This window comes from Acinetobacter yuyunsongii (genome assembly GCF_041021915.1).
GTDB lineage: Bacteria > Pseudomonadota > Gammaproteobacteria > Pseudomonadales > Moraxellaceae > Acinetobacter.
Genome location: NZ_CP157435.1, coordinates 1,125,644 through 1,150,974, shown reverse-complemented (window position 1 = coordinate 1,150,974; position 25,331 = coordinate 1,125,644). Strand labels below are relative to the sequence as shown.

Here is a 25,331-nt window from a genome sequence, read left to right as displayed (position 1 = left end):
TTAGAGCATAAATTTTCTGGATAGTTTTTCTTTGAAGAAAACAAGCTTAATGAAAAGTGTTACAATGCTTCCGATTTTTGATTCTCCAAGACTACCTGTTCGGGGTCTTTACTCATAAAAGTTAGGACAAGCAATGACTGATAATGCAACTATCTTGCAGCACGTACCTGTAGGCAAAAAAGTTGGGATTGCCTTTTCTGGTGGTCTCGATACTTCAGCAGCTTTATTGTGGATGAAGCAGAAAGGTGCACAACCTTATGCCTATACAGCGAATCTGGGTCAACCTGATGAGGATGACTATGATGCAATTCCAAAGAAAGCTGAACAATACGGCGCAGTCAAAGCTCGATTAATCGATTGTCGTTTACAACTTGCCCTTGAAGGTATTGCTGCAATTCAGTGTGGCGCTTTCCACATTAGCACTGGTGGCGTTCCTTATTTCAACACCACACCACTAGGCCGTGCAGTAACAGGTACAATGCTTGTAACAGCGATGAAAGAAGATGACGTCAACATTTGGGGCGACGGTTCAACTTATAAAGGCAACGATATTGAACGTTTCTACCGTTACGGTTTATTGACCAATCCTGCGCTTAAAATCTATAAACCTTGGTTAGACCAAACCTTTATTGATGAGTTAGGCGGCCGTGCCGAAATGTCGCAGTTCCTGATCGACAATGGTTTTGACTACAAAATGTCAAAGGAAAAAGCCTACTCGACTGACTCAAATATGTTGGGCGCAACGCATGAGGCTAAAGATCTGGAATACCTCAATGCAGGTATTAAAATCGTTGAGCCAATCATGGGCGTTGCATTCTGGAAAGAAGATGTAAAAATTGATGCTGAAGAAGTATCAATCACTTTCGAAGAAGGCTTCCCTGTTGCATTAAATGGTCAACGTATCGAAGATCCAGTGGAATTCATTCTAGAAGCAAACCGTATCGGCGGTCGTCATGGTTTGGGTATGTCTGACCAAATCGAAAACCGTATCATCGAAGCCAAATCTCGTGGTATCTATGAAGCACCAGGTATGGCTTTATTACATATCGCTTATGAGCGTTTAGTAACTGGTATTCATAACGAAGATACCATTGAGCAATACCGTATTAACGGTTTACGTTTAGGTCGCCTACTTTACCAAGGTCGTTGGTTCGATTCTCAGGCGCTTATGCTGCGTGAAACAGCACAACGCTGGGTTGCTAAAGCGATTACAGGTACGGTGACTTTAGAATTACGTCGTGGTAATGACTACACCATCATGAACACTGAATCTCCTAACCTCACCTATGAAGCTGAGCGTTTGACCATGGAGAAAGGTGATTCGATGTTTACCCCAATGGATCGTATCGGTCAGTTAACCATGCGTAACCTCGACATTACTGATACCCGTGCAAAACTCGGTATCTATACTGAAACAGGTTTACTTGCTGTTGGCCAAGGTTCTGCAATTCCACAGCTAGAAAATAAATCAAAATAAAAGATGGGTAAATTAATTTGCCCACTTAAAAAGGCTGAATATTTGATTCAGCCTTTTTTATTATTTGAAATAAAAAGTTAAATACTCAATCATTTCATTTATAGAACAATATGTCGCAATTAAAGACTATTTATCTTCATTATGAATCAATAATATAATCATTAAGCAAAACATAATAATTGGGAGATGAAAGATGAATGCTTATCTACATCGTAGTGAAAATCGTGGTCATGTCAAAGCAGGTTGGTTAGACACCTACCATAGCTTTTCATTTGGTAGCTGGTACAACCCGAAATATATGGGTGTCAGTGCCCTTCGCGTGATCAATGATGATACAGTTGCTGCACATAATGGTTTCGGTACTCATCCCCATGACAACATGGAAATCCTAACCTGCGTACTTGATGGCACCATTTACCATAAAGACAGTATGGGCAATGAAGGTCAGATCAATGCGGGTGAATGGCAACTGATGAGTGCTGGAACTGGGGTCACCCACAGTGAAATGAACAAGCATGATAAAGCGGTGCATCTATTACAGATTTGGATTCAACCGAATGTGCAAGATGCCGAACCAACCTATCAGCAAATTCAGCTGAATCCAAAAGACCATCCAAACCAATGGCACTTGATTGCTGGTGATACATCTGCGCCAATGTCGATTCGTCAAAATGCGGAAGTGAAAACTGCTGTCATTGAGAAAGATCAACATTTAGAAATTACAGTACGAAAAAAAGTGAACTACGTGCATGTGATTTCAGGTGAAGTGATGATCGCCGATCATTTGGTTAAAGCAGGTGATGCTTTAGTATTCGATGAAACAGCAACCATTACTGCATTGCAAGACAGCCAAATGATTTGGTTTGATCTACCTTAATTAAACTCAGTTTATCTTGTACCCCTTGCCCCTCATGGGGTACAAGCTTTTTCTAGTCATTATTGCTGCTACTATCACAACTACTTGAGTCTGAGCTCGAATCATCATTTGAGCTACATTCATCAGAACGTCTGAAATCATTATTTTGAGAAGAATCACATGAGGAGGTTGTTGATGAATATGGCTGGCTATAATCAAAATTATCTTGTGTAGGATCAGTTTTCTTGAAAAAAAAGAACAATAAAATCAAACCAATAACAATCACTATAATCATAAATATCAGCATCACAATTCCCTATCCTAATCCTTATGACAAACTATAGCGTAAATCATCTTTAAAAATAATGGGCATTAAAAAAGCCCGATTAACGGGCTTTTCTACAACCTTGAACATTTTTAAAAACAATCCAAACCGTTTCGTTCGTTGTTAGCTGTGTATTCAGGTCATCATATCTTTGTTCATTTAGGCAAGATTTCTCTTAAATCCCAAATAGTATATGACTTCCTTATTGATTAAATTAGCACCAATATCAGGCTGAGTCAAGATTCTAATATCTGATAAAAATTACTCAAGCATAATGAGTATAAAAAACTCATTCTAAATTGCAATTCAACCCAGTTACCGAGTTATTCTTCTAAGCAAATATTTGTGGTATTAATAAAAAAGCCCTAAATTTTATAAACTTAGGGCTTTTTCTATTCAAATCTTGGTAGGTATATCCAGACTCGAACTGGAGACCTCTACGATGTCAACGTAATATTTTCATATTAAAATCAACAACTAAAGAATAATTGGTGCTAAATTGGTGCCAATTTTTTATGTAACAATATATTATCATTAATACTTATCGATAATAAAACCAATAAAAACTTTCCTTTATCTTTTAATTGTTATCGGCTTTGTTGCACAAACCTATCTGTAAAGGGTTTTTCAGCGATATAATTTTCAAATGAAGAAGCCTACACACAAAATCTACCGCACAACCAATTGGCCCGCATATAACCGAGCACTTATGAGTCGCGGAAATATTGCCATTTGGTTTGATCCTGCTACGCAATGGTATGCGCCATCAAAAGGCAAACAAGGGCGAAATCAAACCTACTCCGACGCAGCCATCCAATGCTGCTTAATGATTAAATCCTTATTCCGTCTGTCTTTACGTATGGTCACTGGCTTTGTGCAAAGTCTGATTAAACTTTGCGGATTAAATTGGATAGCTCCAGATTACACCACGCTTTGTAGAAGACAAAAGCATATTAATATTGCAATCAATTACCAAAAAAGTAGCGATGGGCTGCATCTACTCATAGACTCTACAGGCATGAAGTTTCTAGGTGAGGGCGAATGGAAACGCAAGAAATATGGACCTGAATATCGTCGCCAATGGCGTAAACTTCATATTGGCATAGATGCTAAAACTCTACAAATACGCGCTATTCAGCTTACAACCAATAATGTCAGTGATTCACAGGTGCTTGGTGATTTACTTAATCAGATTCCACAAGATGAGCAGATTGACTCTGTTTATACCGATGGAGCTTATGACACCAAGCAATGCCGTGAGGTCATTGCAGATCGGCAAGCGCATGCGGTGTTTCCACCTAGAAAAAATGCGAAACCTTGGAAAGATACAAAGAGCAGCTCGCTAGATCGAAATGAATTACTTCGAACAGTTAATCTTGGAAGCAGTGCTTCTCAGGCAGGACACTATGGAAAAAATCAGGCTATCATCGGTGAAGTTTGGTTGAAACTAAGATGCACTGCATTAAATTATTAGGAGATAAACTCAGAGCAAGGCGTTTTGATAGCCAAGTCAATGAGATTCATGCACGTGTAGCAGTCCTCAACAGATTTACGGAATTAGGTCGACCACTTACCCAAATTACGCCTTAAATTTAGCTCAATTAGGGGCGCTTTGCATTTCAAATCTTTGTGCAACAAAGCTGTTTGAATAAAAACTTATCTATGTACCTTCAATTTTAAGCATGGTTTGATCCTATCTTTTCAAATAAATGGCCATGCAATACTCAGTAAAAATAATAGCCCTAATATGGCGCAACTCATTTGCCAAAAACGTAAAGGATCTCGTTCAATGATTGCTGGTGGTTTAGAGTTTAATAATTCTTTGGAAGGATGCATTAGATTATGAATGAGTTCAGACAATGCCTCAAAACGATGTATCGGTTCAATACTCAGCGCTTGGCCTAAAATTTTATCTAACCATATAGGTAAATCTGGCCGATATTTCCTGATGGAATGATATTGAACTTTTTTCATCTGCTTTAAACTGTTACAGCGAGCTAAATCTGTCCCATAAGGTAATTGTTTGGTGAATAAATAATAGGCCATTACCGCCAAAGAAAATTGGTCTGAATGTACAGATGGCGAATGATCAATAAAATACTCCGGTGCCATAAATGCCAAGGTTCCGAGTGCTCGATTCGCATTTTTAGGATTAATTTCGACCAGGCCTCTTACTGCCGTTGAACCATAATCAATCAGTTTAATTTTCATGGCATTTTCTGCATTTATAACCATGATGTTTTTTGGTCGTATATCCTGATGTAGCATTTCCAGCCGGTGCATTGCATTTAAAGCCAAGGCTGTTTGTTGCAAAATTGGTAAAATCTCATCCAGATTTAAAGGCTTTTCTTGGCGATGCAGCCATTGAGCCAAGGTTTCACCCTGTAAATATTCATAACATTGGAATAAATATTTTTTCTCAGTGTTATGTGGATAACACTGCATCAGGTTGTCATGTTTCAGACGTTTCGATACCCAATCTTCGAGTTGAAACTGCTCTACGGCATTTTTATCTTGCTGTAAATCTACCCCCAAAGTTTTTATAACCAAGGGCTGCTGCTGAGTATCGTGTGCCAAATACAGGCAACTGCGATGATTTTGGTGCAAAATTTTATCAATCACATAGCCTTCAAACACTTCACCTTTACTAAGCTGTTGTGGAAATACATAATCCTGCTGAATATGAAACTGATTCATTTCAGGCAGCTGTTCTACATGGATCACCTGGAGACTTAAGTTATCATCACTGCCCTGTTCTAAAGCTTTTTCAACGAATGCTTTGGCAAGTTGATTTAAATCTGCATCTATTAAAGTTAAATCTAATAATTGTTGATCTGTGACAAATTCATAGACCCCATCGGTCATTAGTAAAAAAATATCTTTTTCTTTGAGTTCAATATTTCGATAATCAATTTCAATACGATAATCCGCACCTAAGGCTCGACTAAGATAATGCTCTTTGGAAGACAACCAGACACGATGATCATGGGTTAGTAATTCAATTTCATGATCGCGAATGCGGTAAATACGACTATCACCAACATGAAAAACATGGGCTTGTTGCTGTTTTAAAATCAGTGCAGATAAGGTACAGACATACCCTCGGTCTTTATCAAAACGTCCTTGACTTTGTTGAGTCTGTGCATAAAGCCATGAATTGGTCGCGCGGATCACTCGTTCTGCTGAAGTCTGTGTACTCCAGGCATCTGAAGTAGAATAATAGTCAGATAAAAAACTACCAACGGCTGTTTCTGCTGCAAGATGACTGACATTACTGCTACCGATTCCATCCGCTATAACACATGCAATACCTTTCTGTTTCAGCACATGTCCTTCGGGCAGATATACTCCATGGAAATCCTGGTTCTGTTGTTTAACTCCGGCAGTAGAATATTGCCCAATATTGACTTTTAATGTTTTTTTCATGCTGAAAGCTCAAAAAGGGATCTATATGATCCCTTTATAAAATGATGAATGTTAAAATTCTTTTTTAACACCAGTACGGACATGGGTGGTATAAAGTGCCAGACCTGTTAATGCCAAACCGCCCACCAGATTACCTAAAGCAACCGGCAGTTCATTCCATAGGAAGTAGTCAGCAATCGAGAAGTCACCGCCCATCATCATGGCAAATGGGAACAGGAACATGTTCACGACAGAGTGCTCAAAGCCCATGGCAAAGAACAGCATAATTGGCATCCACATGGCAATAAATTTGCCACTCACCGTAGTAGACATCATCGCGCCAATGACACCTAATGACACCATCCAGTTACACAGCATGCCACGGATAAAAATAGTCATCCAGCCGGCGAATCCGTATTCGGCATAACCTAATGTCCGCTCCTCGCCAATATGCGCAATTTTTACGCCGACAGGGTTTGGATCCGCTGCAAAACCCATGGTATAAACCGCTGCCATGAGCACCGCAACGACTAAACAGCCTGTAAAGTTCCCTACAAACACCAAGCCCCAGTTTTTTAGAATACGTCCCCATGTCACCCCTGGGCGTTTATCTAGCCATGCCAGCGGCGTAAGTACAAACACCCCAGTTAATAGGTCATAGCCCAATAAATACAACATACAAAAACCAACTGGAAACAGGAGCGCACCAATCAATGGTGATCCTGTTTGCACGGCTATGGTAATGGCAAATACCGCTGCCAAGGCCAGAATGGCCCCTGCCATAAAGGCACGAATCAATACATCACGGGTTGCCATATGCAATTTGGATTCACCCGCATCTACTACTTTTTTTGCAAACTCCGCAGGAGCAAGATATGCCATGTTGTCGTCCTCTTTTTCAATATACGGACCTGTTTTTCGAAAAAAAGACGCCTAAGATCATTGAAGACCTTAGGCGCCGTTGCCTTGAATATTAGAACAGGTAATGGTGAATGGCGTCGTTGCCATGTATATCGAAATATAAGCAAAAGCTATGCCACAAATAATTAACAATCACTTAAATATTCATTTTCTATTTAGCATGAACTCTAGAATGCTGTTGGCATGATATCTGCATTATGCGTTCTACATACATTCATTTGAGAATAATTTGGAGAGGATTATGATTACCCATCGTCAACAAGTAACTGACATGATCATTTCAGCGAAAGTTTTAAAGTCAATTAAGTGGTCAGATGTTGCCAAAGAGATTGGTCTTTCTAAAGAATGGGTAACCGCTGCATGTTTAGGTCAGATGGCGTTTAATAAAGAGCAAGCAGAAAAGATTGGTCAGATTTTTGGCTTAAGTGATGAAGCCGTTGCATGGCTACAGATCGTGCCATATAAAGGTTCCCTGCCAACTAGCGTGCCGACAGATCCGCTGATTTATCGCTGGTATGAGGTTGTCAGCGTCTATGGCATGACTATTAAAGAACTGATCCATGAAGAATTTGGTGATGGAATTATGAGCGCAATCGACTTCAGCATGGATATTCAGCGTGAGGAAAACCCGAACGGTGACCGGGTAAATGTCGTATTGTCTGGCAAGTTTTTACCTTATAAAACCTATTAATTAATCGTTTGATAAAGCCATCATATTGATGGCTTTTCATTTCTTCGTAAGGAGATCTTTTATATCACCGTCTTTATCCTTATTTAATTTTGACTATACACAGCTTCTGGGTATAAGAGGAACCGACATCAATATAGTGACAGTTATCAATCTGGGTATGTTTTTTCACAATGGTATGCCCTAAATAGGTTTTGAACTGAACCGTACCGGGTTTGTCGGAGACTTTTTTATTTAAGTTAGGCCACCTGACCTAACGGGTTAATCTTATCATAGTACATTGCTTCAAACTCAAAAGGCGATACATAACCCAGTGCACTGTGTACACGCTTTTTATTGAACCAATCTACCCAGTTTAGTGTCGCAAGTTGTACATCTGCTAAACCTTGCCAATCTGCTTTTAAATATTCAATCACCTCTGTTTTGTATAAGCCATTCACCGTTTCAGCCAAAGCATTATCGTATGAATCACCAGTCGTACCGACTGATGCTCGTAAATTTGCAGCTTCTAAACGATTGGTATAGCGAATAGAAAGATATTGAACACCTCTATCGGAATGATGAATCACATTCTTTGGCATGCCTCGGTCGTGCAATGCTTGCTCTAATGCATCGAGCACCATATCTGTATTCATCCGTGTAGATACTTTCCATCCAACAATTGCTCGTGAGAACACATCAATAACAAATGCGGTATATACCCAGCCTGAATGAGTTTGAATATACGTAAAGTCACTCACCTGAGAAGCACTGCTTCGCAAGGGTCAGGATGATCAGCATTAAAATTACGTTTCACTAAATCATCTGCTCGTTTTTGGTCATCTCGGCTACGGGTGGTTTGTTTGTTCTTACCTCGCCAAACACCTTGTATACCTAGCTTTTTCATTAATCGAGCAACAGTACAGCGTGCAATAATATAGCCTTCACGTTTCAGTTTTTGCCAGACTTTACGTACACCATACCGACCTGAACTTTCCTTCCAAATTCGTTTAATCTCCTCAGCATGATGCAAGTCATGTAAATCTCGCTTTGCTCGATGTTCTGGATTTTCGCAGAGATCTAGAGTCCGGTAATAGGTTGAGGGTGCGATCGGTAAAATTCTACAAATCGCCTCGACTCCGTACAGCTCTTTATTATTATGGATAAAATCCACCATTATTTGTGTGGGCGGTCGAGCTCCGCCTGGGCGAAAAAAGCGGCTGCTTTACGTAGAATCTCATTGGCACGCTTTAATTCTTTAATTTCACGTTCCATTTGCTTCATTTTTTCTTGATCAGATATCTGTTGTACTTTAATAGGATTTTGCTGATCTAAATGCTTTTGATGCCAGGCACGAAGTGTTTCAGGAGTACAACCGATCTTAGGCGCAATTGCTGTGATTGCAGCCCAAGTAGAAGGATAATCTTTTTCAGATTCAATCAATAATTGAACCGCTCTTTCTCTGATTTCAGGGGTATATTTTAATTTTGTCATCGGGATAGTCTCTCAGAATATTGACTCTCCGACAAACCCGGTACGGTTCAAAAATAGCAGGCCCTAGGGCCTGCTATTTTTAATATCGAGACAAAATTAAAAAACTAATTCAATACCTGCACCATATAGCCATCCCTTTTCAGAATCTGTTGCTTCTTGAAAAGGAGTTGATTTTTGTCCTTTCTCATATTGATAAGCTATATCAACAAATGGTCTGATACGTTTGCTAATCTCATAACGAGTTTTAATACCTGTCTTCAATTCTGACAATCCCGTCCTTGATGCAAAGTCGGAATTATCATTAAAGACAACATCTGCTTCAATATATGGCTGAGTAATCAACTTTTGAGTGAGTAATAAATCACGGTCGAAATCAAAACTAGCTCCCCAGAAGTTGTCTTTTCCACCATAAAGGTAAGCTTTGGTCTCAAAGAAATAAGGAGCAAGACCTAATATACCAACGACACCATCGACTCGATCGCTGTTCTTGTTATTTTTATCCTCGCTGTATCTTAGACCAGCTTGTACATCCCAAAATGGTGCTACATTACGGCTATAAAGTGCAGACACATCATAATTGGGATCATTACTCTCTGCTTTATTCAGATTGGCTTCAACAAATACTCGATTCTCATCTGTTCCAATCAATGTTTCGAAACTAGAACCTAAACTACCCTTACCATCGTTATCAATTACCCACTCATTGGAAAATTTAGTTGTTTGGTAAATCTGTCCACCATGCTCGTTCAGATGTTTATCATGATTTTGGCTAAGAGCTAATTTGCCTTTTGAAGTACTTTGAGCAGCATTACGTTCAACATAGCCTAATCCTCCAGCTTCTTTTAAAAGCACATTCATACTTGACGTACTCTTATTTAGATTTTCAGTCGAATTATCATTAGCAAATGCCATACCTGCTAAACCAATTAAAGCAACTGATAAAAGTGTTTTTGAAAAAAGTTTTTTAGTGGTTTGCATGTTGATTCACTCCCTTATCATTTGCATGGGGTTGGGCAACGATACTTTTTGAATCAACATCATTGCTATCTACATTTGCCACAATGAGTTTGTTCATCATTCCAGCTGCCATGTGATATAACAAATGGCAGTGGATAGCCCATTCACCTAATTCATCAGCAGTAAGTAAAGTTGTAACTGTTTTCCCTGGTGGCACAATGATCGTGTGTTTATTTGGCATATTACTTGGATCTTGACCATTTTCAAGCTGCATAAACATACCGTGCAAGTGCATTGGGTGAGCCATCATACTGTCATTCACAAATTTCAAGCGTATACGTTCCCCATATTTCACTTTGAATGGTTCTGTTTCATTAAACTTCTTACCATTAATTGTCCAAATGTAGCGCTCCATATTCCCACCAAGACGGATTTCCATTTCACGTTCAGGGGCACGAGTATCTGGTTGAGGGTTTAAAGATTGTAAATCACTATACTGGAGTGCTTTTTGACCAACGGGTGTTGAAGCATTTGCCCATCCAAATACGGTATTATCATTCTTGTCTGAAGCCGACTTAACAGTAGCGCTATTCATCGGCATATCATGATTCATACCTTTCATAGAAGACATATCGTGATTCATGCCTTTCATAGAAGACATATCGTGATTCATGCCTTTCATAGAAGACATATCATGATTCATATCTTTCATTGAAGACATATCATGATCCATACCTTTCATAGAAGACATATCGTGATTCATGCCTTTCATAGAAGACATATCATGATCCATACCTTTCATAGAAGACATATCATGATTCATACCTTGCATTGAAGACATGTCATGATCCATCCCCATATCTTCCATAGTCAATAAAGAGCGAGGACGAGGTTTAGGCATCTCAATTTGTTTTACAGGTAAGGTATTTTCATCATGTAAGGTTCCAACCGAAAAACCAGTACGATCAATAGATTCAGCTTCAATTTGGTAATGTGCTTGTTTTGGTTCCACAATGACATCATAAGTTTCAGCAGTACCAATACGGAACTCATCTACAGGAACGGGCTTTACAGGTTGACCATCAGCACTGACTACAGTCATTTTTAGGTTTGGAATGCGTACATCAAAGAATGACATAGCGGAAGCATTAATAAAACGAAGGCGAACTTTTTCACCAGCTTTGAAGTTACCCGTCCAATTTTGCTGAGGTGTCTTGCCATTCATTAAAAATGTATAACCAGTCACATCGGACATATCTGTTTTCAGCATTCGCATCTGATTCCACATAGAACGGTCTTGCCAAGTCGCTTTTAGCCCATCACGTTTAACTTGTTTTAATACATCGAATACTGTTTCGCGGCGGTTCTGATAGTAGTCTGCTTCTTTTTTAAGATTTTTCATAATTTGATCACTTGTCGAATTATGAAAATCAGAAAGCAAAACAACGTAATCTTTATCGGTTTTTTCAGCAGCTGTTAGTGGAGTTTTATCTTTAGGATAAATAACAAAAGCACCATATAAACCGTCTTGTTCTTGTCCTTTACTATGTGAATGATACCAATAAGTACCATTTTGGCGGACTTTAAACTTATATTCATAAGTTTTATTAGGGGCAATGCCATTAAATTTGTTAAATCCAGGTACACCATCCATAATTCCAGGTAATAATAAGCCATGCCAATGGATTGAAGAGTCCTGATTTTTTAACTTATTGTGAACACGGATAACGGCCTCATCACCTTCTTCAAATTCAAGAAGTGGTGCAACGAATTTACCATTTACAGTAATTCTCTCAACTGGTTTTCCTGTGATATTTACAGTTTGTTCAGCGATTGTTAAATCATATTCTTTAACTGCCGCCATTACCCAAGTTGATGAAAATAAACCAACTCCTATTAAAAGGACATGACTTAATTTTTTAGACATTTATTTCACCTATCTAATATAAAGATGGGGAGCTCAAGCAAACCAATTATTCGCTTTAATCTCCCCAATCTTTCATTTATCGTATTTGTTATTTATTTGATGTATTTGACATGTTCATCTTTGAGTGGTCCATGTTCATCATATTTGAATGATCCATATTACCCATTTTAGACTGATCCATATTCATCATCTTAGAGTGATCCATCTGAGACATATCAGCCATATTGCCATGCTCATGCTGACTATGATCCTGTTGGGTTTTCTCATCATTCTTCATATTACAAGGTTTTTGGCATTTCTCTGACATTTTTGAGTCCGCTTTAGTTTCAGTGACTACAGTGGTTCCCTGTTTAGCATCGGCTGCCCAAGACTGAGTTCCTGCAATTAAAGTTCCAATACACATAAGTGTAGTTAAGCTACGACGGAATAGAGTTTTCATGTTTTGCTCCAAAAATTAACTTTATACAAATACCTTAAAGGCTACCACCAAACATCTATATGACATGAAAATGACATTTTTGTAATCTACAAAGAATCACGTATTTATAACGTTATTATATTCTTAATGAGTGATATTGGATTTTTATCAATGAGAATCTTACTAGTTGAAGATGAACAAAAAACTGGTGACTACCTTAAACAAGGTCTATCTGAAGCTGGGTATATTACGGATTGGGTCACAGATGGATTATCAGGTAAACATCAAGCACTTTCCGAAGAATATGACCTCATCATTTTGGACGTTATGTTACCAAAATTAGATGGCTGGAATATCATTTATGATATTCGCAAAAGCGGAAAGACAATGCCTATTCTATTTCTTTCAGCGCGTGATCAAATTGAAGATCGAGTTAAGGGATTAGATTTGGGAGCTGATGACTACCTCGTAAAACCTTTTGCTTTTGCTGAGTTATTAGCACGCATTAAAAGCTTACTCCGACGGGGACAACAAAAAGAAGATAGTAACCTTATTACAATTGCTGATCTTGAACTTGATCTTCGTAAACGCCGCGTCACTCGCGCTGGGCAACGTATTGACTTAACAGCTAAAGAATTCGCGCTGATGGAATTATTTATGCGTAGACGTGGTGAAATTTTACCTCGCGCACTCATAGCTTCTCAAATTTGGGATATGAATTTTGATAGTGATACCAACGTCGTAGAAGTCGCTATTAAACGTTTGAGAAGTAAAATTGACAGTAACTTTAGCCCTAAGCTAATCCAGAACATACGGGGAATGGGTTATGTTCTAGAGGTTGAAGATGACTCGTAAATTGTTTAATGCAATCAGCTTTCGTATAGCTATTATTTTTTCTCTATCTACCGTAATCATTCTAATGATTATGGGACTAGTTATTCATCAACTCGTAATGCATCATTTCGAAGCTCAAGACCGAACTCAATTAGAAGGTAAAATTCAACTTATAGAGAATCTATTAGAACAGAATCCTTCTAATTCTCAAGAATTGAATTTATATTTAAAAGATGCCTTAGTTGGTCATCATGATCTAATTGTTCAAATTGAACGACCAACGGGTCAAATTATTTTTAGTTCAGCACCATCCACCATTCATACCAAAACACTCAATAAATCAAAACGAAAGCCTTGGGTTGAATGGAGCATTCAAAATAAAACCTACCGTGGTTTAATTTATACAAAGTCTTTTAATCATCAAGACTCAATTATGTCAGCTCAAATTGTCGTTGGCATCGATACTTCTGAGCATCTACATTTCTTAAATGACTTTAGACGTCAACTTCTATACATTGGATTTGTGGGTACAATTTGTTTAATGTTCTTAGGGTGGTTCGCAGCATGGCGAGGGTTACGCCCAGTTCAAAAAATGGCAAAAGTGGCAGAAGGTATATCTGCTCAACATCTTTCTGAACGCTTAGAAGTCGAAAACACGCCAACAGAGCTTAGATCCTTAGCCATAGCTTTTAACGATATGTTAGATAGACTGGAATCTGCTGTAGAGAAATTATCAGACTTCTCATCTGATCTTGCTCATGAAATTCGCACACCTATTAATAATTTGATGACTCAAACCCAAGTATGTTTATCCCGTAGTAGAGATATCAATACTTATCAGGAAGTTCTCTTTTCTAACTTAGAAGAGTTTGAACGTTTAGCTCGGATGGTTTCAGATATGTTATTCCTTGCCAAAGCCGAACACGGTTTGCATTTACCAAACTTACAAAGAATTGATTTGGTCAAAGAAATTTCAGCTTTATTTGACTTTTATGATGCTATTGCTTCTGAAAAGAAAATGACTTTAGAACAAACTGGTCTAGGTTATGTAAATGGCGATCCTTCAATGTTACGTCGAGCACTCAGTAATCTATTATCAAATGCGATCAAATATGGAAAAACAGATTCAGTGATCAAAATCAATTGCCAACAAAGCTTTGATAAAACTGTTTTTACAATTGAGAATGAAAGCTCACCTTTATCATCAGACCAGCTAAATCGATTATTTGACCGTTTTTATAGAACAGATGCTTCCAGACAGCGAGTTGAGGAAGGTACTGGCTTAGGGCTAGCAATTACCAAATCCATTCTTGATGTACATGGCGCAACAATTAGAGCAGACTATCATAATGGCCGCATAACTTTTAAAATTATTTTTAAAAATTAATCACTTATATAAAAATAAACAACTACTGACTACTCATCTTTAATAGTTAAAAATAATGAGTAGTCAGAAAAACTTAGTTTTGGCTACGTAGTCGTAAAGCATTACCAATTACCGATGCTGAGCTTAGGCTCATTGCTAATGCTGCGATCATAGGCGAGAGTAACCAGCCAGTAAATGGATACAGTACACCAGCAGCCAAAGGGATACCTAATCCATTATAGAGGAAAGCAAACATCAAGTTTTGTTTCATATTTTTAACAGTTGCCTCTGATAAAGAACGAGCAATTTCAATACCACGTAAGTCACCTTTTACCAAAGTAACTTGGGCACTATTCATTGCTACATCTGTTCCTGTACCCATTGCAATTCCGATATCAGCCTGAGCTAAAGCTGGGGCATCATTGATCCCATCACCAGCCATCGCAACCACTCTTCCTTCTTTTTGCAATTTCTTAACCAATTCTAATTTATCTGCGGGTTTAACCTCACCATAAACCTCATCAATACCTAATCTAGCGCCAACAGACTTAGCTGTTGTTAATCCATCACCAGTAGCCATTACGATTCTTAGACCGGAATCTTTTAATGAAAGAACAGCCTCAGGTGTACTTGCTTTGATTGGATCTGAAACAGCTATTAACCCTATCAGTTTTCCATCCACAGCTAAATGCATGACACTTGCACCTTCGGCTCTTAACTTTTCAGCTTCGGGAACAAATGCTTTAACTGATATTCCCAGCTGTTCCATTAATGCTGTATTACCAAGAGATAATTGTTGTCCATTTAACTCTCCTTTAACACCAATCCCAGAGCCAGATTCAAAAGATGTTGGTCTAGACAGTACAAGATCTCTTTCACGGGCAGCACGTACGATTGCATCAGCTAAAGGGTGTTCACTCCCCTGATCCAGACTAGCTGCTAACCGAAGTACCTCATTTTCTTCATAGCCCGAAAGAGCGATAACCTTATCGAATGAGGGTTGGCCTTCAGTTAAAGTACCTGTCTTATCAATAATTAAAGTATCAATCTTACGTAAATTTTCTATTGCAGCTGCATCACGAAAAAGTACACCATTCGATGCACCACGACCTGTTGCCACCATAATTGACATAGGTGTCGCTAAGCCTAAAGCACATGGGCAAGCAATAATTAACACTGCGACAGCATTAATTAACCCGTAAACCCAACTAGGCTCTGGGCCAAATACCCCCCAACCAAAAAATGTAAGCACAGAAATAGCAATAACTACCATAACAAACCAACCTGCAACATGATCTGCCATTCTTTGCATCGGCGCTTTAGAACGTTGAGCTTGCGATACCATTTGTACGATCTGAGACAGTACCGTTGAAGATCCAACCTTTTCTGAACGCATTACTAATGAACCATTCATATTTATTGTTGCACCTATTACTTGATCGCCTTCACGTTTTGTAACGGGAACAGGTTCTCCTGTTAACATTGATTCATCAATAGAACTTGACCCTTCAGTAACAACTCCATCAACAGGGACCTTTTCACCTGGTCGTACTCGGAGCAAATCTCCAACATGTACATGGGAAAGAGGAATATCTTCTTCTTTACCATCGTCATTTATTTTTCTTGCAGTCTTAGGTGCTAGCCCAAGTAAAGATTTAATTGCTGCCGAGGTCTGTGATCGAGCTTTCAACTCAAGAACTTGGCCTAATAAGGTCAGCGAAATAATGGCTGCTGTGGCCTCAAAATACACAGCAACACGCCCCATAGATACAAATGAGTCTGGAAATACTTGAGGTACTATTGTTCCAACAAGGCTGTATATAAAAGCAGCTCCTGTACCAATTCCAATCAAGGTCCACATATTTGGACTCCGATTAAGGATTGACTGCCAACATCTCACAAAAAATGGCATTCCTGCCCACAAAACAATTGGTAAAGTCAGTACCAGTTCAATCCAGCTTTGCACCTGCATTTCGAACCAGTTCAATTGATGACCAAACATTGCTAAGAAAACTACAATAATGGTTAGCGGTAAGGTCCACCAAAATCTATGCTTAAAATTCTTGAGTTCTGGGTTTTTATCAGCGTCATCTAAGTCAGGAAGTAAAGGCTCTAACGACATACCACAGATCGGACAATTTCCCGCATGGTTCTGTCTAATTTCAGGATGCATTGGACAAGTGTATATCGTGAAGGTATTAACATGAGCAGGCTGATTAACTTCATTTGAATCCTCACCATCCCTCTTTTGTGGTTCTTTTAACGTAACTACATTCTCAACTTTAGTAATATAAAAATGAGGATCACTTTTAAACTTTATGTGGCATTTCTCACTACAAAAGTAAAAAGTTCTATTTTTAACTTCTTCATAAAACTTGGATGCTTCTGTAACTGTCATACCACAGACAGGGTCAGTAAGTCTGTTATTGAGTACTTTGTTTTCATGATGATGGTCCATAAAAGCCTCCTTCATATTTAATTTTTTAAATTAATAATTTCATTAAGATGGAAATAGACTCCCTCTTATTAGTTTGTTTAGTGATCATTGTTTTCTTTAAAGCCAGTGTACCACTTGTGGTTTTTTAATTTTTAAAATGACAAAAATGTAATTTTGAAGTCATCGGGATGTTTCTCTCATCCTTTAATAATAAGCATGAGAAAGGTGATGACCAAGCAACCAATTGATGCATTTCATTCGGTCATTACTGAGCCCAAGATTAGTTTAAAGAGGATGAAGAAATGAAAATTTTCAAAAATAAAATGTCAGCTCTACGTAACACTCTCGTAGGTGCAACACTGATTGTTACTGCTTCAAGTGCATTTGCACACGTGAAACTTGAAAGTGCAATTCCTGCGATCAACGCTTCTGTAGCAAGTCAACCAAAAAACATAACACTCAATTTTGGTGAAGAAGTCATGCTAATGAACGTTAAGTTACTTGATGCCCAACGTAAGGATATCCCTTTGAACTACCAAATAACTCATGATATGAAAAAATCATTTGACGTAGCGGTTCCAAAACTAAAAAAAGGAAAATATACGGTGGTTTGGACCACAATGGGTACCGATGGCCATAACATGAATGGTGAATATAATTTCACTATTAAATCGGTAAAATAACAATAAATGCAAATAGCCAACATGCAAGCAGCTTGCTTACACGTTGGCTATAACTGTGGGAGAAAAATATGATTCCTGAATCTTGGATATATGCATCATGGCTTGTTAAAGTCATTTTATATTTAGGTATTGCATTTGTTGTTGGTGGTACTTTCTCCTACTTCTTACTTGGACGTTATGTAGAAATAAAGGAAACTATTCTGAAATACATAACTCTTGGCACAGCATTAGGACTAATTTCCAGTATTCTAGGATTCTTCCTTCTCATCGGAAGTTTTGCCAATACTGGACTATCTGGTATGTGGGATACTAACTATATAAATCTAGTAATTAACACTCCAATTGGCCATACCCATATCATACGATCAGTGGGTTTTCTGCTTTTATTTTTATTTATGCTCGTGAAATTAAGCAGAAGAACTAATCAGTTTTCTAAAGTTGAAGGGTTAATCTTTACCATCTTACTCTTACCTATTGTTTTTAGTTTTTCCCAATTAGGTCATGTCACGAATTTACCCTTATTCGCTCAAGCTTTATTATCAATACATGTACTTGTAATATCCTTATGGATGGGATCACTTTATCCTTTATGGAAAACAAGCAAAAAAATTAATGGCTTACCACTCAAAGAACGTATGCATCTATTTGGGCAAATAGCGACCTTTATTGTAGGAATACTCATCGCTTGTGGTCTTAGCATTACTTTATTACTTTTTAAAGATTTTAATACTCTAATCAATACACCTTATGGGCATGGATTTATTATTAAAATTGTATTTGTCCTAAGTATTTTATTGTTAGCCGCTTTTAACAAATGGTATTTCACACCTCGCTTACAAGACCCGAAATTTGCGAAACAATTGGGCTATGCCATTTTATTTGAAATGTCGTTAGGTCTATTAATTCTTTTAGCCACTGGTTATATCACCACCGTAGTCGGTATTGAGTAAAAAAAGGATCATGCTATGACTTCAAGGATGAAGTACAATTTATTATTTCCCATTTTTTAAAAACGTACTACCGTCCTCCAAATAAATAATTCTTAAATAATGTTTTTTCATTCAATAAGTGGTTCTAATTTTGGAATAAAAATATGTGGTAAGAATACTGTTGGAGGCTAAGAAGCCCCCAACAGTATTTAATTCAAAGCATGCACTGACAGCTGTAATGAACCGTACCGGGTTTGTCGGAGAGTCAATATTCTGAGAGACTATCCCGATGACAAAATTAAAATATACCCCTGAAATCAGAGAAAGAGCGGTTCAATTATTGATTGAATCTGAAAAAGATTATCCATCGAATTGGGCTGCGATCACCGCTATTGCTCCCAAGATAGGTTGTACTCCTGAAACACTACGTGTTTGGTATCAAAAATATTTAGATAAACTAAATCCAGTTAAAGTACAGCAGCTTTCAGACCAAGAACGTATCAAACAACTCGAACGCGAAAATAAAGAACTGCAACGCGCCAATGAGATTCTACGTAAAGCAGCCGCTTTTTTCGCCCAGGCGGAGCTCGACCGCCCACACAAATAATGGTGGATTTTATCCATAATAATAAAGAGCTGTACGGAGTCGAGGCGATTTGTAGAATTTTACCGATCGCACCCTCAACCTATTACCGGACTCTAGATCTCTGCGAAAATCCAGAACATCGAGCAAAGCGAGATTTACATGACTTGCATCATGCTGAGGAGATTAAACGAATTTGGAAGGAAAGTTCAGGTCGGTATGGTGTACGTAAAGTCTGGCAAAAACTGAAACGTGAAGGCTATATTATTGCACGCTGTACTGTTGCTCGATTAATGAAAAAGCTAGGTATACAAGGTGTTTGGCGAGGTAAGAACAAACAAACCACCCGTAGCCGAGATGACCAAAAACGAGCAGATGATTTAGTGAAACGTAATTTTACTGCTGATCATCCTGACCAACTGTGGGTCAGTGACTTTACGTATATTCAAACTCATTCAGGCTGGGTCTATACCGCCTTTATTATTGATGTGTTCTCACGAGCAATTGTTGGCTGGAAAGTATCTACACGAATGAATACAGATATGGTGCTCGATGCATTAGAGCAAGCATTGCATGATCGAGGCATGCCAAAGAATGTGATTCATCATTCCGACAGAGGTGTGCAATATCTTTCCATTCGTTATACCCATCGTTTAGAAGCAGCAAATTTACGAGCATCAGTCGGTACGACTGGTGATTCATACGATAATGCTTTGGCTGAAACGGTGAATGGCTTATACAAAACAGAGGTGATTGAATATCTAAAAGCAGATTGGCAAGGTTTAGCAGATGTACAACTTGCGACACTAAACTGGGTAGATTGGTTCAATAAAGAGCGTGTACATAGTGCACTGGGTTATGTATCGCCTTTTGAGTTTGAAGCAATGTACTATGATAAGATTAACCCGTTAGGTCAGGTGGCCTAACTTAAATAAAAAAGTCTCCGACAAACCCGGTACGGTTCAGTAACCCTTTCTGCATATCCTGTACAAATCCATCACCCTGATTGAATTTAGGCTTTGCCTTTAAAGCTTTTCAATTGTTGTCCGCTATAGTGACTAAATTGAATCTTTAATCCATCCTCAATCTTTTGTTTGGTGGTGTTGATGTCATCAGCACGATAGATTGCGGTTTTTGCCCCTGCAACACTGACGTGTACTAAGGTTTCAATCTTTTTGATGGGATTGCTTTTGTTGTTGGGTAAATAAACTTATGTTTCAGGACAATCTTCACAGAAATTTTCATCATCAGGCTCATTGATGACGCTGCTCTTTTGTTTGCGGTACTGCTGTTGAAATTGTTGCTGTAATGAGGTGATTCCAGATGGCCATTTCATTTCGGTGCCCATCAAGGCTAAGCGGTTACTCAAGGATTGTTCTTTCTTGGTCCAATCCAGACAAGTTAAGCCCTGCTCTAAGGTGAATGACTTAGATGTAAACACGGGTTGAGCCGTCACAGTCTGCATGATCAACAAGGTCATGCTGCTGATCAGTAGAGGTTTAAATCGAAATTTCATTTTAATGATCCTCGCATCTCCTACGGGCTTTGGCTACCCGCAAGAAGTGCTCGTGTAAAATACTTATTTATTTTTAATCTTTTAACATCAGTTATTGATAATGATCCGCTGATAGTAGCTGACGGATTTCACTGGCCATTTGTGGACTACGCCATGGAAATAGGACTTTTAGACTGTAATTCGGTTTGAATGGATCTCGTGTACCGATATTGACTTGAAACTCTCGTTTCATCGGTGTGCGATGAACCTGTTGATTGACATGCGTTCCCATCATTGGATTGCTGATCACAGTGGTCGTGGTTCTAAAGTTATCTTCAACTAAGTTGTAGTGTCCAACGGAGGTGATGTAATCAAAGGGATATTTCACGAGGCGTTGATCAGGCTGATCAAACAGGATAATGGTTTTATCTTGGCTGTTAATCCAGACACCACGGTTTTGGTAGTTAAAGCTTTCTCCTTGACGCTTCAGTTGTTCAGTCATCCCGTCAAAGTAGGTATTTCCATATTCATAAAGGTAGTAAAGGATCACAAACCAGAACAGGTCAAAGCCAAAGAAGATGTAACCGAAAGCACCAAAGGAAAATATTTTGGCAACGATAAGAAAGATCACGATGGGTAAGACCACACATTTTATAAAGAGCTTAGATTTTTGTGGACGGTGTTCAATGGGTATGATTTTGGGTTTGCTTAATTCAGTCATGGTTATTTCCCACATGTTCAATGCAATGCACAATCACCAGCAGATATAAAAAGGTTTATTTTTTATAGGCGTGACTTAGCCATCCACCGTTGGATTGTTCTTGTAAAAATGTTGTTTGAATACAGACGAAAATAATAAATTAGCCGTATCGCCCTCGTTGCAAAGCACAACAAGGTTGAACATGGGGTGAGGCACAAATTAAAAAAGATAGGTACAGCATAAGAAGCTCCTTGAATCTTAAGAAGTTCTGCCATATCACTGCTAAATAATGGTGGCAGAACAAAAGAGGGTTAGCAGACTGGGATCCAAGGAACCAGCACACCCGAAGGTGTCCCCCTTCTGTCCTACCATAAAGATAAAAGGGGCACGAGGGGATAAACACTAAAAGACAAGTCCTTTAATGCTCTTGTGTTGGACGGTCTGTCAAAACCGACTGGCAATGTAGGCCAGCGAGCCCATATTAATTTTATCCAGCGCTTTAGTCAATTTTACAAAGCGCTAAAATCTAGACAATTAGATTCGCCTCATATAATCGCATTAAGTCTTTGATTTTTCCCATAAGGTCAAATTCGTCCGATCGATCGGCTCATTTTGCTTTGATGGATGAGGTTAAAATGGACTGTTGTTCTCTATTAAAATAAAACAATAAAATAAAGAATTAAATCAGGCGCAGCTCAGCTGTTAAATTTGAAGCATTGAGATGAATGAATGCCTAATGAGCTGTTAATGAGAAGAATGAAATTTACAAATGCTGATTTAAAGAGAGCAAACTGAAGTTCCCTCTTCTTCAGTAATATCCTATTAAATGCGATAGAATAAATAATCAGCAAAGCTCAGCGGGTCGATTGAATGAACTCAGCAAGTACAACAATGGTTTTAGCAGAAGCCGTCTTGAAAACCGCGAATTTACTTGGTCTTAGCCAAACCCAACTCGCTGCTGTGATGGGTCTCGATCTCGCGTCGATGAACCAAATCGAATTCTCAGCTGTATTAGAACCCACATCTGCACATAGTGAAGCTGGATTATTGCTAATACGACTTTATCAAAGCTTATCGGCACTCACGGGCGGTGATTCTGAATGGATTGATTATTTTATGAATGCATTCAATACCGCAACCGATGGTGTCCCGATTCAGCAAATTCAAACTAGAAAAGGCTTAGAGAAAGTCTTAATGGTTGTTGAAGCCCTGAACAATCGATAATTTATTCATTTCATTCTTTTAGAGAATCACCTTAGATTTGATGATTTCTTATTTTTTACAGAATCATTGAGAGCTAAAAATTAAATATTAGTCTATACAGCCGTCCGCAAGCACTGTTCAAAACAATATTCCCAGCCGTCAGAAATTAAAAATATCTCCAGCAGAATCAATGAATTAATTAATGTTAAGATATGTAAAAAGATCCAATGCCCGCGTTGACAGCTTAAGCGATACCCAGTTAATCTAGAATCACACAGCAAAATCTGTGTACGGGCGTGAAAACCTGATACAATCTAGGTGCAAATTAATGTCGCACTCGCGGCTATTTTTTTGCCTACTGTTTAGCAGTCGTTATGGCAGCTTGCAGGGCAACCGTAAGGTTGGCTGATCCTAGATTCAGTATTGTCACCCCTGTTTAGCTGCCACCATCATTGTGACAAGTGATGGCGGTAGGTGTTAAAAACTTATCTAGGACAACTGCTATGAACGCAATTCTTCATGGTGCAAACACTTGCACACCTAAAAAACAAGCCTCGCAACTGATTGTTGAACTTGGCAAATCAATTTCAAATCCTCAGCGTCAAACACTCGCCAATCTTTATATTGCTGTTGACACTGCAAACTCCTTACTCAATGAGCTTGAGCAAGCGCATCAAATTATTCGTCAATGCATGCATGAAATGAATGATGAGCAAATTCTTGAAGTCGCAAAGCTTAATCAAAATAATAATTTATCGTCGCTCTGGGCATTCCGAACGCACCAACGTCACAAGATGATTGAACGTGCACAACGTGTGCTACGTGGGGCGAATCATGTCCAAAACCAATAAGAATAATAACCTCCTGATTTCTGGAGACTATCCTCTGATTGCTTCGCCAACGCTTGCAAAAGCGTTTGGCGTGGCTGCCGCCAATTTTTTACAGAAGCTGCATTACTTTTTAGAAAATAACGAAGGAAAAACCTTTAATGGAAAAAAATATTGGTTCCATAGTTATGAACAGTGGCAAACCACGCTCGGTGTGTATAGCATCTCAACGATTAAAAGAATTGTGGCCAAATTAAAACAGGCTGGAATTTTAGTGATTGAAAAATTGGCACAGAATAAATGGCTACAAACCAATTTCTATACGATTAACTATAAGAAACTCAAACAAATCATCAAAGTCGACAGTCAACAAGATCATCAGGCTAAAGTGAAATCATCCATTTCTGCTCCAGTCGCTGCACCCAGCTTGCAGAAGCCAGCACCAGCACATACTGTTCAACCGAGTGCACTAATCAATTCAATTCAACAGGCATTTCAAAATATCAAGGTTAGATCAAATACATTTGAACCAACATTAAAAGTGGCAAAGGAATCCCGTATACGCCCTGACTTTGTCACGCGTGAATCTTATTCAATAGTTGGATTAAGCCAACCACTCCACCCTGCGGCATCCAAGGAAATATTAAAAAATATGGATATGGACTACCGCTGCTTTTATCAAGCACTAAGGCAACAACGAGTAGATATTGATTATGACGATCAGCGTATTCAACAACTCTTAACGTATCAGAAGCGAATTCTTCAACATATTGTATATATCAAACAAAATTTTGTAGGACATGAGCGTTATCAATGGCATACGCTGGAACAATTACAGATGGAAAACTATTTTAAGAAATAGGTCAAATTGCGCTAATACCAATTCAGTTGATCCGTCCATAGAAAGTATATAGACAGATCAACTGATTTAATTAAAGACTAAAGAAGGAATAATACATTCCATTGAGCTTGCTTGTGAGCAGTCATCATCTTTGGTTTATTAATGAGGATATATTAGGGTCTGTTGAGAATTACCGAGAGTTAATTAAACTCGCGCACAATTGAATCATGGCTTCAAAACTCGTATCTGTTTTACAACTACGCATCGCTATACGTTTAAATTCTTTTAACTTACAGAAATAGTTTTCAATGAGATGACGCCATTTATACATAATCGTATCAAATGCTCTCATTACTTTTCGATTAGATTTAGGTGGGATCACCACTTTCACTTTACGTTCATTGAGTTCTTGGATGAGCCAATCTGCATCAAATGCTTTATCCGCTAGTAATGCTTGAAAATCAACATCTTCGATTAAAGGTTTGGTTTCTACTAAATCGTGATATTGACCAGGCATTAATCGAAACTTAATGAGGTTGCCTAGACTATCCACTAAGGCAAGAATTTTACAGGTCATTCCACCTCGAGATTTACCTATAGACTGTTTGAAAGTCCCCCTTTTGCACCTTGGCCATGTCGATGAACTTTAACAATCGTTCCATCAATCATGGCGTATTCCAAATCAACATCTTCATTTACAGATGCAAAAATAGCTTCAAATACACCAGCTTTCACCCAATCACGGTATCTTTTAAAGACGGTATTCCATTTACCAAAATGAGCAGGTAGATCACGCCATGGACTGCCTGTACGGGCAATCCATAGAACTGCTTCTAAAAATAATCGATTATCTTTTCCACTACGACCTCGATCGGTCACTTTACCTAGGCAAAAAGGTTCCATTTTTGCCCATTGGGCATCAGTAAGTATGTATCTATCCATAGTACTATTATAAATTAATCAGTTGCCTTTGTTAATTCTCAACA

20 protein-coding genes, 4 pseudogenes and 2 other annotated features are annotated in these 25,331 nt (G+C 38.5%); of the genes and pseudogenes, 12 read left to right on the top strand and 12 right to left on the bottom strand.

The window, feature by feature from the left end:
• The first annotated feature begins 133 nt into the window (after positions 1-133).
• Together argG and ABLB98_RS05515 are read left to right on the top strand one after the other, a co-directional pair.
• Positions 134-1,477 carry an argininosuccinate synthase gene (gene argG, locus ABLB98_RS05520; protein ID WP_004798967.1) on the top strand — a complete coding sequence of 448 codons (1,344 nt, stop codon included), beginning with the start codon at positions 134-136 and terminating at the stop codon, positions 1,475-1,477.
• A 193-nt stretch (positions 1,478-1,670) separates the two neighbouring features.
• Positions 1,671-2,354, top strand: a complete 684-nt coding sequence (locus ABLB98_RS05515; RefSeq protein ID WP_208727827.1) for a pirin family protein — start codon at positions 1,671-1,673, stop codon at positions 2,352-2,354.
• Positions 2,355-2,406: 52 nt separating this feature from the next.
• On the opposite strand, the gene ABLB98_RS05510 is transcribed toward ABLB98_RS05515, so the two are convergent.
• Positions 2,407-2,640: a hypothetical protein gene (locus tag ABLB98_RS05510; RefSeq protein ID WP_228199651.1), complete on the bottom strand. Its 234-nt coding sequence runs from the start codon at positions 2,638-2,640 to the stop codon at positions 2,407-2,409.
• A gap of 664 nt (positions 2,641-3,304) precedes the next feature.
• Here ABLB98_RS05510 and ABLB98_RS05505 point away from each other — a divergent pair.
• Positions 3,305-4,248, top strand: a pseudogene (locus ABLB98_RS05505) (IS5 family transposase).
• Between the two features lie 111 nt (positions 4,249-4,359).
• Here the strand turns inward: ABLB98_RS05505 and ABLB98_RS05500 are convergent.
• Both ABLB98_RS05500 and ABLB98_RS05495 read right to left on the bottom strand, forming a co-directional pair.
• Positions 4,360-6,084, bottom strand: coding sequence for a bifunctional protein-serine/threonine kinase/phosphatase (locus ABLB98_RS05500; protein ID WP_348883411.1), 1,725 nt, complete (start codon positions 6,082-6,084; stop codon positions 4,360-4,362).
• Between the two features lie 51 nt (positions 6,085-6,135).
• Positions 6,136-6,945 (bottom strand): formate/nitrite transporter family protein, encoded by an 810-nt coding sequence (locus ABLB98_RS05495; RefSeq protein ID WP_008303564.1) that lies wholly within the window; start codon positions 6,943-6,945, stop codon positions 6,136-6,138.
• A gap of 280 nt (positions 6,946-7,225) precedes the next feature.
• On the opposite strand from ABLB98_RS05495, the gene cynS reads away from it, so the two are divergent.
• Entirely contained in the window at positions 7,226-7,675 is a 450-nt protein-coding gene (cynS, locus tag ABLB98_RS05490) for a cyanase (protein ID WP_017480642.1), read from the top strand.
• Positions 7,676-7,754: 79 nt separating this feature from the next.
• On the opposite strand, the pseudogene ABLB98_RS05485 reads toward cynS, so the two are convergent.
• The 5 genes and pseudogenes from ABLB98_RS05485 to ABLB98_RS05465 form a co-directional block, all read right to left on the bottom strand.
• Positions 7,755-7,862 (bottom strand): annotated as a pseudogene (locus ABLB98_RS05485) (serine/threonine-protein phosphatase 2); the annotation flags it as partial.
• 49 nt (positions 7,863-7,911) lie between these two features.
• Positions 7,912-9,145 (bottom strand): annotated as a pseudogene (locus tag ABLB98_RS05480) (IS3 family transposase).
• Positions 8,754-8,870 (bottom strand) — a sequence feature (AL1L pseudoknot). It overlaps the preceding pseudogene by 117 nt.
• A gap of 96 nt (positions 9,146-9,241) precedes the next feature.
• Positions 9,242-10,123, bottom strand: coding sequence for a copper resistance protein B (locus tag ABLB98_RS05475; protein ID WP_002058497.1), 882 nt, complete (start codon positions 10,121-10,123; stop codon positions 9,242-9,244).
• Positions 10,110-12,029: a copper resistance system multicopper oxidase gene (locus ABLB98_RS05470; RefSeq protein ID WP_136695374.1), complete on the bottom strand. Its 1,920-nt coding sequence runs from the start codon at positions 12,027-12,029 to the stop codon at positions 10,110-10,112. Before ABLB98_RS05470 ends, ABLB98_RS05475 begins: the two co-directional genes overlap by 14 nt.
• 88 nt (positions 12,030-12,117) lie before the next feature.
• Positions 12,118-12,468, bottom strand: a complete 351-nt coding sequence (locus ABLB98_RS05465; protein WP_002058521.1) for a hypothetical protein — start codon at positions 12,466-12,468, stop codon at positions 12,118-12,120.
• Positions 12,469-12,618: 150 nt separating this feature from the next.
• On the opposite strand from ABLB98_RS05465, the gene ABLB98_RS05460 reads away from it, so the two are divergent.
• Complete coding sequence (locus ABLB98_RS05460; protein WP_002058525.1) at positions 12,619-13,302, top strand: heavy metal response regulator transcription factor; 684 nt, start codon at positions 12,619-12,621, stop codon at positions 13,300-13,302.
• Positions 13,292-14,668, top strand: a complete 1,377-nt coding sequence (locus tag ABLB98_RS05455) for a heavy metal sensor histidine kinase (protein WP_042893650.1) — start codon at positions 13,292-13,294, stop codon at positions 14,666-14,668. Before ABLB98_RS05460 ends, ABLB98_RS05455 begins: the two co-directional genes overlap by 11 nt.
• Before the next feature lie 73 nt (positions 14,669-14,741).
• Here ABLB98_RS05455 and ABLB98_RS05450 read toward each other — a convergent pair whose 3' ends face one another.
• On the bottom strand, positions 14,742-17,105 hold the full coding sequence (locus ABLB98_RS05450; protein ID WP_017480637.1) for a heavy metal translocating P-type ATPase: 2,364 nt from the start codon (positions 17,103-17,105) through the stop codon (positions 14,742-14,744).
• Positions 17,106-17,386: 281 nt separating this feature from the next.
• Here ABLB98_RS05450 and ABLB98_RS05445 point away from each other — a divergent pair, with 281 nt between their 5' ends.
• The 3 genes from ABLB98_RS05445 (at position 17,387) to ABLB98_RS05435 (ending at position 20,205) form a co-directional block, all read left to right on the top strand.
• Complete coding sequence (locus tag ABLB98_RS05445) at positions 17,387-17,767, top strand: copper resistance protein CopC (RefSeq protein ID WP_005198558.1); 381 nt, start codon at positions 17,387-17,389, stop codon at positions 17,765-17,767.
• A 68-nt stretch (positions 17,768-17,835) separates the two neighbouring features.
• Positions 17,836-18,717, top strand: a complete 882-nt coding sequence (locus ABLB98_RS05440; RefSeq protein ID WP_348883689.1) for a CopD family protein — start codon at positions 17,836-17,838, stop codon at positions 18,715-18,717.
• Positions 18,718-18,985: 268 nt separating this feature from the next.
• Positions 18,986-20,205, top strand: a protein-coding gene (locus ABLB98_RS05435; protein ID WP_369028927.1) for an IS3 family transposase whose coding sequence is annotated in 2 segments (ribosomal slippage) — positions 18,986-19,262 and positions 19,262-20,205 — 1,221 coding nt in all. Because the reading frame shifts where the segments join, the coding sequence is not laid out codon by codon here.
• Positions 19,261-19,377, top strand: a sequence feature (AL1L pseudoknot). (Overlaps the previous gene by 117 nt.)
• A 98-nt stretch (positions 20,206-20,303) precedes the next feature.
• On the opposite strand, the pseudogene ABLB98_RS05430 reads toward ABLB98_RS05435, so the two are convergent.
• Both ABLB98_RS05430 and ABLB98_RS05425 read right to left on the bottom strand, forming a co-directional pair.
• Positions 20,304-20,795 (bottom strand): annotated as a pseudogene (locus ABLB98_RS05430) (hypothetical protein); the annotation flags it as partial.
• A gap of 91 nt (positions 20,796-20,886) precedes the next feature.
• Positions 20,887-21,495, bottom strand: coding sequence for a hypothetical protein (locus tag ABLB98_RS05425; protein WP_017395552.1), 609 nt, complete (start codon positions 21,493-21,495; stop codon positions 20,887-20,889).
• Between the two features lie 849 nt (positions 21,496-22,344).
• On the opposite strand from ABLB98_RS05425, the gene ABLB98_RS05420 reads away from it, so the two are divergent.
• The 3 genes from ABLB98_RS05420 (at position 22,345) to ABLB98_RS05410 (ending at position 24,366) form a co-directional block, all read left to right on the top strand.
• Positions 22,345-22,698, top strand: coding sequence for a DUF2384 domain-containing protein (locus ABLB98_RS05420; RefSeq protein WP_348883723.1), 354 nt, complete (start codon positions 22,345-22,347; stop codon positions 22,696-22,698).
• Between the two features lie 482 nt (positions 22,699-23,180).
• Complete coding sequence (locus tag ABLB98_RS05415; protein ID WP_174761782.1) at positions 23,181-23,528, top strand: hypothetical protein; 348 nt, start codon at positions 23,181-23,183, stop codon at positions 23,526-23,528.
• The gene (locus ABLB98_RS05410) at positions 23,512-24,366 is read left to right on the top strand and encodes a hypothetical protein (RefSeq protein ID WP_348883724.1); all 855 of its coding nucleotides are present in this window, start codon (positions 23,512-23,514) and stop codon (positions 24,364-24,366) included. Before ABLB98_RS05415 ends, ABLB98_RS05410 begins: the two co-directional genes overlap by 17 nt.
• A 169-nt stretch (positions 24,367-24,535) precedes the next feature.
• On the opposite strand, the gene ABLB98_RS05405 is transcribed toward ABLB98_RS05410, so the two are convergent.
• Positions 24,536-25,287 (bottom strand): IS5 family transposase gene (locus ABLB98_RS05405; RefSeq protein WP_099714932.1). Its coding sequence is split into 2 segments (ribosomal slippage): positions 24,536-24,951 and positions 24,951-25,287, totalling 753 coding nucleotides; the frame shifts between segments, so codons are not numbered across the junction.
• Positions 25,288-25,331: the final 44 nt, after the last annotated feature.